12 protein-coding genes are annotated in these 12,400 nt (G+C 38.9%); 6 read left to right on the forward strand and 6 right to left on the reverse strand.

All coding sequences use genetic code 11. The features are described 5' to 3' along the window. Positions 1-43 precede the first annotated feature (43 nt). Positions 44-1,003, forward strand: coding sequence for a S49 family peptidase (locus QQK09_RS11370; protein WP_284204262.1), 960 nt, complete (start codon positions 44-46; stop codon positions 1,001-1,003). Between the two features lie 106 nt (positions 1,004-1,109). Here QQK09_RS11370 and QQK09_RS11375 read toward each other — a convergent pair whose 3' ends face one another. Next, positions 1,110-2,474, reverse strand: a complete 1,365-nt coding sequence (locus QQK09_RS11375) for a DUF3943 domain-containing protein (protein ID WP_284204263.1) — start codon at positions 2,472-2,474, stop codon at positions 1,110-1,112. 125 nt (positions 2,475-2,599) lie between these two features. Next, the gene (locus QQK09_RS11380) at positions 2,600-3,583 is read right to left on the reverse strand and encodes a Gfo/Idh/MocA family protein (RefSeq protein WP_284204264.1); all 984 of its coding nucleotides are present in this window, start codon (positions 3,581-3,583) and stop codon (positions 2,600-2,602) included. Between the two features lie 65 nt (positions 3,584-3,648). Between QQK09_RS11380 and QQK09_RS11385 the strand changes: the two genes are divergently transcribed. From QQK09_RS11385 to QQK09_RS11395, 3 genes are read left to right on the forward strand one after another with little or no spacing between them, the layout of a single operon-like run. Continuing rightward, positions 3,649-5,832, forward strand: a complete 2,184-nt coding sequence (locus QQK09_RS11385; RefSeq protein WP_284204265.1) for a Tex family protein — start codon at positions 3,649-3,651, stop codon at positions 5,830-5,832. Next, positions 5,832-6,518 (forward strand): tRNA (adenine(22)-N(1))-methyltransferase, encoded by a 687-nt coding sequence (locus QQK09_RS11390; protein ID WP_284204266.1) that lies wholly within the window; start codon positions 5,832-5,834, stop codon positions 6,516-6,518. The genes QQK09_RS11385 and QQK09_RS11390 overlap by 1 nt, the downstream gene beginning before the upstream one ends. A 40-nt stretch (positions 6,519-6,558) precedes the next feature. After that, a complete protein-coding gene (locus tag QQK09_RS11395; RefSeq protein WP_284204267.1) occupies positions 6,559-7,101 on the forward strand; it encodes an NUDIX hydrolase in 543 nt (180 codons plus the stop codon). Here QQK09_RS11395 and QQK09_RS11400 read toward each other — a convergent pair. Beyond that, the gene (locus tag QQK09_RS11400; RefSeq protein ID WP_284204268.1) at positions 7,091-8,464 is read right to left on the reverse strand and encodes a hypothetical protein; all 1,374 of its coding nucleotides are present in this window, start codon (positions 8,462-8,464) and stop codon (positions 7,091-7,093) included. The two genes, QQK09_RS11395 and QQK09_RS11400, sit on opposite strands and share 11 nt — an antisense overlap. Positions 8,465-8,480: 16 nt before the next feature. Further along, positions 8,481-9,143 carry a DUF2913 family protein gene (locus QQK09_RS11405; RefSeq protein ID WP_284204269.1) on the reverse strand — a complete coding sequence of 221 codons (663 nt, stop codon included), beginning with the start codon at positions 9,141-9,143 and terminating at the stop codon, positions 8,481-8,483. Between the two features lie 139 nt (positions 9,144-9,282). Between QQK09_RS11405 and QQK09_RS11410 the strand changes: the two genes are divergently transcribed. Both QQK09_RS11410 and QQK09_RS11415 read left to right on the forward strand, forming a co-directional pair. Continuing rightward, positions 9,283-9,765, forward strand: a complete 483-nt coding sequence (locus QQK09_RS11410; protein ID WP_284204270.1) for a hypothetical protein — start codon at positions 9,283-9,285, stop codon at positions 9,763-9,765. A 74-nt stretch (positions 9,766-9,839) separates the two neighbouring features. Then, complete coding sequence (locus tag QQK09_RS11415) at positions 9,840-10,172, forward strand: YajD family HNH nuclease (protein WP_284204271.1); 333 nt, start codon at positions 9,840-9,842, stop codon at positions 10,170-10,172. Between the two features lie 101 nt (positions 10,173-10,273). Here the strand turns inward: QQK09_RS11415 and QQK09_RS11420 are convergent, their stop codons facing one another. After that, complete coding sequence (locus QQK09_RS11420) at positions 10,274-11,203, reverse strand: GGDEF domain-containing protein (RefSeq protein ID WP_284204272.1); 930 nt, start codon at positions 11,201-11,203, stop codon at positions 10,274-10,276. A gap of 241 nt (positions 11,204-11,444) precedes the next feature. Beyond that, complete coding sequence (locus tag QQK09_RS11425; RefSeq protein ID WP_284204273.1) at positions 11,445-12,314, reverse strand: flagellar protein MotY; 870 nt, start codon at positions 12,312-12,314, stop codon at positions 11,445-11,447. Positions 12,315-12,400 lie beyond the last annotated feature (86 nt).

Below are 12,400 nucleotides of genomic sequence, written 5' to 3' on the forward strand. Positions count from 1 at the left end.
GTTACAATCATTAACAACTTAAATTCTAGTGTAGGATAGGACAATGAGCGAAACTAATAAAGCAGAAGATCAGTGGGTTAAAGGAATAATTAAAGAAACATTTGCAGAACAAAAAAAAGCACGTCGTTGGGGAATATTTTTTAAAGTGTTAACGTTCAGTTATCTCTTTGTAGCGCTGGTATTAATTGTAAATTCGGTACCGAGTGGAGAGTCAGCTTCCGAGCAAACGCATACAGCAATGGTACGTGTGAATGGGGTGATTGCAGCTGATCAAGAAGCGAATGCTAATAGTATTGTGACAGGGTTACGCGCCGCTTTTAAAAATGAAAATAGTGAAGCGGTGATGCTGGTGATTAATAGCCCTGGTGGTAGTCCGGTACAGGCGGGTTATGTTTATGATGAAATAAAGCGCCTTCGTGGCTTATATCCGGACAAAAAACTGTATGCAGTGATTGCTGAGTTAGGTGCATCAGGCGGGTATTATATGGCTGCTGGGGCTGATGAAATTTATGCAGACAAAGCCAGTTTAGTCGGTTCAATCGGGGTAACCGCTTCAAGTTTTGGATTTGTTGATCTGATGGAAAAGGTTGGGGTTAAGCGTCGTCATTTTACTTCGGGAGAGCATAAAGCATTCTTAGACCCCTTTTCACCTGAGAAAGAGGCTGAAGCTGAGTTTTGGCAGCAGGTATTAGACGTGACTCACCAACAGTTTATTAATGTTGTACAAGAGGGACGTGGTGATCGAATTGCTGATGCTGAAAAAAATGAAAAGCTCTATTCAGGCCTCATCTGGAATGGTGAACAAGCATTGAAATTAGGGTTAATTGATGGCTTAGGTAGCCCTGGTTTCGTCGCGCGCGATATTATCGGTGCAGAAGATATTGTTGATTACACACTGCAAGAGTCTGCATTAACAAAAGTAATTGAAAAACTCGGTATCTCGATTGGTAGTGGTCTAGCAAATAAAATGACAACACAGGGCAATAGCTTAACCCTTAACTAAGTGACTATTTAAGTCACTAGTTAGGCCATTAGTTAGGTAATAGATGATGTGGATTGAATATTATCCATATCATCTATTTGCACCCTAAGCTGTTAAATAAAAGTAATTAAAGTGACCACTCACCTTTTCCAAAACGGTAGATAATTGAACTCGCTAAATGGTTTTCATTGGTTTTTGTGCGAGTACTATAAAAACTACGCCAATCTCCCTGAATCGCCCAGTTATTATTAATTTTATAATGCAAACCGAGTCCTGCATTAACAACAAAGCGTGTTTGATCATTATCTTCATCACGGATCATCTCACCTAAACCCGCGGTAATAAAAGGGCGTAAGTCTTTGCTACTGTTGAAATAATATTGACCATCAACACCATAATTTTCATAAACAATATTATCACCGACACCATCGCTATGTGCGATCGCACGTGTGTAGCTGAGACGGGTAGAAAATTGAGGTGTAAAATAGAGACCTAAAGTCCACTGAGATCCCAAGGCACTTTTTTTAGCCCACTCATCATCTAAATTTACCCAAGCAGCGCCGACTGATAAACCGATAATCCCGGTATCAACAGGATCCTCTGTACGTGTTTCATAACGAGAGCTAACTACGCGTTTACCACTGATACCCGCTAATGCAGGACTATCATCATCACCAAAAATGTAACTAACTTTTAGACCAACCTGATTTTCTTTTTCATTACCATAAGGAAGAGGTGTTTCTTGAAAGGTGAAATAACCCGTCCCAGCTTTAATAATATCTTTACCCACGAGGTAGTTAAAATTTCTGCCGATAGAATCCACAGGATCTAAGAAAAACAGTGCTGTATTACCTAGGGACTCAGAGCCTAAAACCGTGCCACCATTAAGCCAAATATCTCGCTCAGTGGTATAGGCCCATTCACCATATGCCCAACCTAACACCGGAGTTACTACTAGGTCTTGTATTGAAGGCACCTCGGCAAAGGCTTCAACCCCGTATTCCCAGAAAAAGGTAGACATCATTGTTGAGTAGATAAATGCATCCCATTGACGATAACCAGATTTTCGTGCCGATTGGTAATAAACCCCACCAAAATAGGGGTGCATGACATAGTTTAGAATCGCATCATCTCTGTCCCAAACCGGGCCAGATTTAACGTTATCGGTCCACTTATTTATCAAGTCTAAATCGTTTTTTTCCCAGTTAGTGATTGATTCAGGCATCACAGCAAGCACGGCAATGACACCTAAACCTAACCCAAAAATGGAATAGGTTTGGGATAATAATCTATCTGAATCCTCGCCATTTTGGGGACTAAAAAGTGACACCTGATAGGGGCTGTCGTAAAAGTCAGGTGCGACCTCTTTTTCTTCCCATGCAGAGTTAGTGGCATGTTTTTGGTATATCTCAATGCGCATTTCAGTTAAAGGTTGCTGATCAGTAATATCTTCGGCCAATGTGATTGGTGAAGATAGCACTATCATGGCCATTATTGTTGCTTGGTGTAATTTTGGAGTCACGGCGATACCAGGTGATTTTAATTTAATAGTTATGTGATGTTTAAACTTAGAGTAAGATGCAATCTTACGCAATGATATAATGTAAGTTTCTCTTTTTAAATGCTATCTGCCGGAAATACCACTCCGGTCAATGCTCTTATTTCAGTAATTACCGCGGAGGTTATTTTAGCGCGTTGCATTGCTACATCATCAATTTTTTTATCTAATATTTGCTGAGCAAAAAACTGTGCTTCATAAACCATGCTGTTGTCATTTCTTTTAATACTTACATCAACGTTTTTATCTTGTTGTGGCTGAAATAGCGTTACTTTTTCACATTGCGCGACATGTTCAATGTGTAATGACCCTTGTTCACCTTGGATTTCATTACTGAGTTGTGAATCGCTGACTTTGGAATGATCGATAGTAATGCTGAATGTGCCGTAGTTCAGTATGGCAGTGCCACAACCGTCAACACCAGAGTCAAGCAGAAATGCGCTTGCTTGAATGCTGAGAGGGCGCCCAAATAGTGCGACACTAAAGGCGATACAGTAATAACCAATATCCATGATAGAGCCGTTAGAAAAACTGGGATTAAAGGTATTAGGGTTGTTACCGGCTAAATAAGCGGGGTAGCGTGAAGAGTATTGGCAATAATGAATATGTGCTTTACGCAACGGGCCTAATTTATGAAGATTATCTTGAATCTGTTTAAAATTAGGTAGGTGCGCTGTCATGTAAGCCTCGAAAAGGATCACGTTATTTTCAATCGCCGTTTGGAATAGCAACTCAACTTGTTGTGCATTGGAAGCGAGGGGTTTTTCACAAATCACATGTTTACCTGCTTTAAGCATCTGCATTGATTGCTCAAAGTGTAATGAATTTGGGCTAGCAATATAAACAGCTTCTACATTTACATCCTGTGCAAGTAGAGCAAGGCTATCGTAACAAGTAGTTACAGAAAATTTATCACCAAAAAGCTGTGCGCTTTGTAAAGTGCGGGAGTAAACTGCACGTAGTGATAACTGTTTTTCAACGCGTGTAGCATTGACAAATTTTTCTGTGATCCAGTTAGTGCCAATGACTGCAAAGTTAATCATGTTAACGCCTTTCGGTGATTTATCTATTCAATAAATAAAAATAAAGTGATGATAAGAATAAAAATATGAATAAGCCAGCATTAAATAAAGAATTAAATAAGCAACTTGCAAATGAACTCACTATTTCTGAGCAGCAAGTTAATACTTTTATCTCACTTTATGATGAGGGCAATACGGTGCCATTTATTGCGCGTTACCGTAAAGAGATGACCAAAGGGCTTGATGATACTCAACTACGAGCATTAGAAACGCGTTTATCTTACCTACGGGAATTAGAAACGCGACGCAGCGCCATTCTCAAAGCATTAACTGAATCAGGGAAACTCTGTGCTCAACTAGCTCAGCAACTAAACCAGAGTGTCAGTAAAACGGAACTAGAGCAGTTATATCTGCCTTTTAAAAGTAAACGCATTAATAAAGCGCAGCTTGCGATTCAAGCCGGGCTGGAACCCTTTGCTGATAAACTATGGTTTCAACCAGAATCCGATAAAATTCGTTTGAGCAAAGCTTATATCTGTCATGCTTTTAGTAGTAGTGATGAAGTTGTCGCGGGTGCGATGCAGATTATTATTGAACGCTTGGCGGTTGATATCCCATTATTGAGTAAGCTGAAAAATCAGCTCATCAATAATGCAAATATTAAGGTTTCAGTGGTTAAAGGCAAAGAGCAAGAAGCACTGAAGTTTAAAGATTACTTTGATTATAGTGAGCCAGTAAAACGTATTTTACCACATCGATTGCTGGCGATTCTCCGTGGTAAAAGTGAAGGTTTTTTACGTGTGAAATTTGAAGCTGATCCGCACCAAGATAAAAGTATTAAAACCTCTTATTGTGAAGTTATCATCGCTTCTCATTTGGGGTTCTCATTAAAAGGGGTAAGCACTTCGAACTGGCGCGCTGAGGTGATTAAAAAAGCGTGGAAATCTAAATTACTAACGATGCTTGAAACGCAGATAAGCAGTGCGTTGAAAGAGAAAGCCTATGATGAGGCTATCCAACTGTTTGCCACCAATCTTAAAGATCTGTTAATGAGTGCACCTGCTGGGCGTAAAGTGGTTTTAGGTTTTGATCCAGGCTTTCGGAGTGGCTGTAAAATAGCTGTTATTGATGCAACGGGTAAATACCTTTGTAGTGCAACCATCTACCCGCATGCACCACAGAAACAGTGGGATAGTGCAAAGCAGCAGGTTATCTCATTATTAAAGCAGCATCGTGTTGACCTTGTTGCTATTGGTAACGGTACCGCATCGCGTGAGAGTGAACAGTTTATCAGTGAGTGTATTGAAAACAGTGGGTTCGATTTGAAACAATTGATTGTCAGTGAAGCAGGGGCTTCGGTCTACTCTGCGTCTGAGCTTGCTAGTCATGAACTGCCTGAATTAGACGTTTCTATTCGAGGTGCCGTTTCCATCGCCAGACGTTTACAAGATCCGCTTGCTGAGTTAGTGAAAATCGATGCGAAAGCGATTGGTGTTGGGCTTTATCAGCATGATGTTAATCAAACTCAATTAAGCCAGCGTTTACAGGCAGTGGTTGAAGACTGTGTTAATGCGGTTGGGGTAGATCTTAATAGCGCTTCTGCACCACTACTGAGTTTTGTAGCGGGGTTAAACAGTCGCATTGCAGAAAATATTATTGCACATCGCGATCAAAACGGTCTATTTCATTCACGCAATGAGCTAAAAAAAGTCGCACGTCTAGGTAATAAAGCTTTTGAGCAAAGTGCGGGATTCTTGCGTATCACTGAAGCTGCTAACCCTCTTGATAATACCGCGGTACACCCTGAGAGCTATTATCTGGTTAATAAAATGGCTAAACAGTTAAACGTAGCGGTCGCGAGCTTACTCAATCAAACTAACTTATTAGAAGAGGTAGATAATAAAGCGCTGGTGGATACGCAGTTTGGTTTATTAACCATTGATGGAATAAAGCAGGAACTAAGAAAGCCTAATCGTGACCCTCGTCCCGAGTTTAAAACGGTTAGTTATGCTAAAGGAATTAATAAAATAACTGATTTAGAGGTGGGATTAACGTTGCAGGGCGTTATCTCTAATGTGACTAACTTTGGTGCTTTTGTCGATATTGGCGTACACCAAGATGGCTTAGTACACATCTCCCATTTAGCCGATAAGTTTGTCTCTGATCCGACTCAAATCGTGAAAGCTGGACAGATAGTCTCAGTGAAGGTATTAGAAGTTGATCTACAGCGAAAACGGATTGCTTTATCGATGCGCAGTGAGTCGTTGTAATGGAAGAGTTCAGTAAAGTGAAGTTAGGGAAGCGCTTAACTGCCATTGAATCGATCGTAAATGATGAGTATGACCATATATGGGATTGTTGCTGCGATCATGGATTATTAGGATTTCAGTTACTTGAGAAAGGCAAAGCAGAAACGCAGCATTTTGTGGATATTGTGCCGCAATTGCTGGAGCAGATAGAGAGCAAGCTCAAACGTTTCTATCGTGGTGATAAACAGTGGCAAGTGCATTGCTTGGATGTTGCACAATTGCCTTTACTTGATTACCCAACGCAGAAGCACTTAATAATCATTGCCGGTGTCGGCGGGCAATTATTGATAGACTTTTTGAGTAAATTACTGCCGTTATCCGCAACAATGAATATTGAGTTTGTTCTGTCACCCGTTCACCATAACTATCAATTAAGGGCATTTCTTGCCAACCATCAATGCGCTCTTATCGATGAATTTATTGTTGCTGAAAATAAGCGTTATTATGAAGTGTTGCATATTAACAATAGCGAGCCTCATGTGAATGCAGCGCAAATATCGCTAGTAGGTAATAAAATGTGGGATTTTGAAAATAGTGATCATCAAAATTACTTGCAGCAAACACTCGCACACTACCAACGTATGGCCAAAAATCCAAACACTGAAGTTGATCAAATCATTAGCGCCTATCAACAGTTAATACTATAATCGCCCCTTTTTTATACTATTGACTAAAGGCTAACTCCCCATGCGTTTATTAAAATCAACGGTGCATCCCGATATTGAGTCTCTTAAGCAGACGAGCTTTGAACGTATCGCGACACGTGCCATTGTATTAAAGCAGGATAAAATTCTACTTTTATACACTGCCCGTTACGATGACTACACCTTGCCGGGTGGCGGTGTAGACACAGGTGAAGATATTATTGAAGGCTTTAAACGAGAACTTTTAGAAGAGACAGGTGCTAAAAATATCCATAATATTAAGCCCTTTGGATTATATGAGGAGCTACGCCCTTGGTATAAAGATGATTTCGATATCATGAAAATGAAATCTTACTGTTTTAGTTGTGAGATTGATGCGCAGCTTGGAGAAACTAATTTAGAAGATTATGAAATCAAAAATGGAATGAAAGTAGTGTGGTTACCCATTATTGAAGCGATAAAGCATAATGAAAAAATTATTGCTGAAAGCGATAAAAAAGGGATGTCAGTCGAGCGTGAACTGTTCCTCTTAAAGCTTATTCAAAAAGAGTTAATCCCGACAAATCAACACTGCCTTACATACTAAGAACAGATTCAATACCATACAATGCTAAGCCTTCCCTAGTACGTGTTGAAGGCGTTAAGCTAGCAATAATATTAATCTGTTGCAGCTGTGCATGCTGGATAAATTCAAGCAGCGCATCCGGTGCATCGGTTAATAGCTTGAGGCTTAATGATTCAGATAAAATGATATCCGATATTGGTAAGCTTTTAAGAAAATCACTTAATAGGTTGTTTTCATTTTGTAGTAGCCAATATACTTTTGATTGTGCCAGGCGTGCCATCACTAAGGTTGAAAAAAACAGAGAGTTAGGTAAGACGTTCTCGGGGTATTCAATACAGATATCTAAATTATACGGGTTACAATGCAACTCAACGGCAAGGGGTTCACGAATACTGCGTTGTAACCCTTCTGGATACCAGTCTTTGATACTTTTGGCACTGATAATATGGCGAATAGAGGGGGATTTTGGTAATGCTGCAATCTGGCTTTTAGTCATCCCATAGGGGCAAAAGTGGCTAGTCACTGAATCATTATCAAGGTTGTATATTTTATGGGCGCCAACTTCTATGTTTTCTTCATCCACCCAATGTTTTAAATAAACTCTTGAAAAAAGTGTTGAAAAAAGTTTTTCCCATTTCTTTTTATCTGGTATTTCAGGAAGGCTTGCTAATACGGGAAAGCCTTTTGTTTCTACTAGTGTGTAGGTTGAATGGCATACATTTCGCGCAAGATCCCCGTAAATGATGATGATAGGAAACTTTTCACTATTACTTAGCCCTTTTAAAATATCGAGAAGCTGGATACCCACAGCTTCAAGGTCGATAATTAATAATTTCTGTTTGTTAATTTCTGTAAGTGCAGCGCTATTATTGAAATAGCAAATATTTGCAAGTCCCATTGACTTCAAATTAGCCTGATGTAGTTTTTTGTGTTTGCCATCTTCAGTTATAAACGCAACAGGATATTCTGCTATCCATTTGGTAAATTGCAATTTGATATCTTTTTTCCAAATCGAGATGTTTTCATACAGCTCTTGCTCATCTGCACAATGAACAAAAATAGGTAAGTTGGTATCCATACTCGGTAACGGGCCTAACCAAAATACGCGAATATCAGTACGATGAGTTAATAGGTTAATTAAGGTATCGCGATCTGTTTTTGAATCAAGCTCAATGCTCGCTGGGAGAATTAGTGCGCCACCACGAGGGCTAATTTTAAGCATGAAAATGAGTTGTTCAATTGAGTAGGAAAAGTATAGCGGGTTATCATCAAGTTTAATTTTACGGTTGTAGCTATAAATTCTGAGCGTATTGTATTGTTGCTGGTGTGAAGCTGATGCCAACATCTGTAACTCTTGCTCAGATAAAATCGAACTTTGTTCCATTGTTGGCACCTTATGGCTATTCCTCTATGACGGCGTGGATCGGAAATTCAGGTAGTTTATCGCCATCATTATTCGGGTAGATAATGAATTCACCATGATACTTAACTTTGGATTTATAGTCTGTGATCTTGTGCAACAGTAGGTTTTGTGCAAATGCAATTTTAACCAAAATTTGTAGGTCACCACGGAGATACAACGAAATTGGTTTTATCAATATTCCTTGCTCGTCAAAGTGAGTGAGCATCTCTTGTTCACAAATAATTAATGAAGCAGCGCCACCGCTATGACGATTTAGTTTATTACCAACAACAAGGTCGGTATTGACCATCCACTGTTCAGCTTCAAGTTGTTTAACTAGCGTCTCTATCTGTGAATAGTTAACAGCTTGTACTTTTTTATTTTCATCTAGGACTTGGTTGTAACATTCCTGTAAGTAGCTAAATTGATCCTTTAAACCAGCATTTTTCCCTAGGCTACGTGCCTTACTCTGCCAAGCTTTAAGCGTTGGTACTGTAATAGTATCAAAACGTTTTTGCTTCATTGCTGTTGTTACCCAAGCGCCTAAAAAATGTGCTTCACTTAATGAATTTTTAGGAGAGCGACCAGAAGCTTGTGATGCTTCAAGATCAGAGAGTGCTGATGAAATTAATGTGTATATTTCTTGCGAAAAAAGAACCATAAAGACCTACTTAAAAATTGAACTTATAAAAATAAGTTCCAGTATACAAGAATAATCCTATTATCAGTAATAAGATCATAGAATAATAGTTGAGCAAAATGGTAGGATAAAATTTACTGACCGTTAAATTGGAAATATGATGGAACCTTTCACCAGCTTTACTCTTGCCCGCGCATTGCATATTTTTGCCATTGTTTTATGGATTGGTGGTGTTGCCTTTGTCACCCTGATTTTAATCCCTTCGCTAAAACAGATTCCTGATATTAATAATAGACTTGCTTTGTTTGAAAAACTGGAAGGGAAGTTTGCGATTCAGGCACGTTTTACCACCATACTCACTTTTATTACCGGTATCTATATGATTGAGGTGATGGGGATTTGGGGGCGATTTTTACAGCCTGAATTTTGGTGGATGCACTTAATGGTGTTGGTCTGGTTTGCTTTTACATTGGTGCTATTTGTTTTTGAACCTTGGTTTTTACATGCATGGTTTCGAAAGCAAGCATTAATCGACAGTAAAAAAACATTTAAACGTTTACATATTATGCATATAGTATTGTTGTCGGTCAGTTTGATCACAATTCTAGGCGCGATGTTAGGTGCGCATGGATTTCGTTTTTAAATCTATTTTACGCACTGCATGGATAACGCTAAACTACGGACTATTATCGTTATTATTTAAAGAGAAGAGAACCAATGGCTTATATTCCTAGTAATTATAAAAGTGTAGAGAATGATTATCGTGATAAAGCGCTTAAGTTATTTCCTTGGGTATGTGGCAAATGTGCACGTGAATTTGTGTATTCAAACTTAAAAGAGCTCACAGTGCATCATATGGACCATGATCATAGTAATAACCCTGCTGATGGCAGTAACTGGGAACTATTATGTATCTATTGTCATGATCATGAGCATGATAAATACACTCAGGCAGATTTATACGGAAGTAGTGTAGAAGCGGGGGATGATCTGCAAGCAAGTGCCACTTATAACCCTTTTGCTGATCTAATGAGTAAAATGAAAAAATAACCCATTACGTCGGGGCATTGAACCTTATATTTATTATAAATAGTGCTCTGTAAATCATGTTAAAGGCGTTAACTATTATTTAGGAGGCGCTGTTATTTACACTATCCACAAACTTGATTACGCCCCTGATGCTTAGCTTGATATAAAAACGCATCAGCCTCATTAATCAGTTCCCGTAATGATTGCTCTGTATAACAGCTCACTCCACAACTGACGGTTAATGTTAAGGTGTTTTGTTCAAGACAAAGTGGCTTTGAGAAAATGCTTTCACGTAAATAGTTTGTCCTTTCTATGACTTTCCTTCTAAAGTTTCTCTGCTTTATGGGGGCACTAATTAATATTAAAAACTCTTCGCCACCCCAACGTACAACCGCTTCCTCTGGTTGTATTAATTGCTCAATAACAGCGCTTAAATGTTGTAATGCAGTATCACCCGCACTATGGCCATGCTGATCATTTACACGTTTAAAATGGTCGATATCAATCATAACAATAGCAAATTGTATCTCTTTCTTGATCGCTAAGGTCATTTTATCCATCGCGAACTCTGTCCCGTGACGACGATTATAGAAACCCGTTAAGGTATCAAAGGTTGCATTTTTAATTAATTTTTGTTCGAGCTCTTTTTGTTCAGTGATGTCAAAAATAACCCCGATTAACCCCGCTACATTGCCCTTTTCATCACAAAAACTGGTTTTGTGAAATTTAACAAAAACAGTGTCCCCCAAATTGGTACGGATCTGCTTCTCATAAATTTGTACACCTGGGTTATCGAAAAGCTGTTGATCGGCATGTTGATATGCATCGGCTAACTCTTTATCAAACAACTCATAAACACTGTGACCGATTAGTTGTTGTCTCGATATTTTTATAAATTCTTCAAAAGTACGATTACAGTCTAGATAAATGCCATTAATATCTTTACAAAATATAGGCACAGGTAAGGTATCAAAGGTAAATTGCAATAAGGGATTATCTTGTGTAAAAAAATCTAATAAATCAAAGTGTATTGGAGGCTTATTTAAAGGCATATCAACCTACTAATTTAGAGTGTTATTTTAAAGTATAGGCATGCTTAGGGCTGTTATTTAGCAAAAAAATATAATGAAGTAGTTTGTTTTGCACAGCATTGGATTGGTACTTTATAGCAGTGTTTTAATCGAGGAGGCGGGGAGATAAAATGCGAATAAATACTTAATCTTGTTCATATCCATGATCATACCCGAACAATCGCGCTGATTGATTGCGCGATTGTTATGTCGTTATTCGGGATTAAATATCCTCTCTTTCGATCGATATCACCACGCGGCGGTTTTGCATGCGCCCAAGTACCGTGCTGTTATCGGCAACATGATGTTTTTCACCATAACCCGCCACTTGAATTTGCTCATTATCAAGACCAATTTTAGCGAGGTATTCTTTCACCGACGTTGCTCGTTTCTCTGAGAGTTGTAAATTATGATGTTTGGCCCCATAACTATCAGAGTAACCAGAAACTAGCACTACATTGATCGCTTCATCATGTTTGATGTAATCGCCAATCATCTTTAAGCGTTTTTTGGAAAAAGAGGTTAATTGCACGCCATTTTTATTATATTTAAGGATGCTGTAGGCAATATCGTCAAAGTTATAAGGAAGCAGTTGATCAATGCAGTTATTAAAATCATCATAACTCTTCATAAAGTTAACCGAAGAGAGGCCTACACTGGTTATTTGATCTTTGTTGTACCAATCATGGAAATAGAAGGTTGGGATTTTTCCGTCTTCAAGTTCGCTGAGCATTTGCCATGCTTTTTGTCGTGTCACATAACCGTCAAACTGCTGATAAAATTTAACTTGGCCAATAGTCTGCGCTGCAGCGCCCGGGTGCCATTGAGGTGGCACAGACTTTAACGTCACCAAACGGGTCTCTGGTAATGCTCTTTTGCTGTGCAGAATAAAGTCTAAGTTGATATTTTTACTGGCTCTTGCTTCAAAGTGTGCTTGACCGTAACGCGGGATCGGGTGTTCAAGGGTACATTGAATAGGTGTCGAGCTAGAGATATACCATAATGAGTTCTCGAGGTTTGCATTGTAATTTTTATTGGCAGCATAAGTACAATTTATAGACAAAAGTAGCGCCGCCAGTAACAGTATTTTCATAATTCATCTCATCAATCAGGCTATATAGATAAACTATCGGCAGTGTGCACGCATTCTTTAGTAAAAATAGTGCACTTTATGGCATA

Origin of the sequence: Psychromonas marina (genome assembly GCF_030161115.1) — a bacterium.
Lineage (GTDB): Bacteria > Pseudomonadota > Gammaproteobacteria > Enterobacterales > Psychromonadaceae > Psychromonas > Psychromonas marina.

Coding starts and splice junctions, on each gene's coding strand:
- QQK09_RS11370 (WP_284204262.1), top strand. CDS start 44: ATGAGCGAAACTAATAAAGCAGAAGATCAGTGGGTTAAAGGAATAATT.
- QQK09_RS11375 (WP_284204263.1), bottom strand. CDS start 2,474: ATGGCCATGATAGTGCTATCTTCACCAATCACATTGGCCGAAGATATT.
- QQK09_RS11380 (WP_284204264.1), bottom strand. CDS start 3,583: ATGATTAACTTTGCAGTCATTGGCACTAACTGGATCACAGAAAAATTT.
- QQK09_RS11385 (WP_284204265.1), top strand. CDS start 3,649: ATGAATAAGCCAGCATTAAATAAAGAATTAAATAAGCAACTTGCAAAT.
- QQK09_RS11390 (WP_284204266.1), top strand. CDS start 5,832: ATGGAAGAGTTCAGTAAAGTGAAGTTAGGGAAGCGCTTAACTGCCATT.
- QQK09_RS11395 (WP_284204267.1), top strand. CDS start 6,559: ATGCGTTTATTAAAATCAACGGTGCATCCCGATATTGAGTCTCTTAAG.
- QQK09_RS11400 (WP_284204268.1), bottom strand. CDS start 8,464: ATGGAACAAAGTTCGATTTTATCTGAGCAAGAGTTACAGATGTTGGCA.
- QQK09_RS11405 (WP_284204269.1), bottom strand. CDS start 9,143: ATGGTTCTTTTTTCGCAAGAAATATACACATTAATTTCATCAGCACTC.
- QQK09_RS11410 (WP_284204270.1), top strand. CDS start 9,283: ATGGAACCTTTCACCAGCTTTACTCTTGCCCGCGCATTGCATATTTTT.
- QQK09_RS11415 (WP_284204271.1), top strand. CDS start 9,840: ATGGCTTATATTCCTAGTAATTATAAAAGTGTAGAGAATGATTATCGT.
- QQK09_RS11420 (WP_284204272.1), bottom strand. CDS start 11,203: ATGCCTTTAAATAAGCCTCCAATACACTTTGATTTATTAGATTTTTTT.
- QQK09_RS11425 (WP_284204273.1), bottom strand. CDS start 12,314: ATGAAAATACTGTTACTGGCGGCGCTACTTTTGTCTATAAATTGTACT.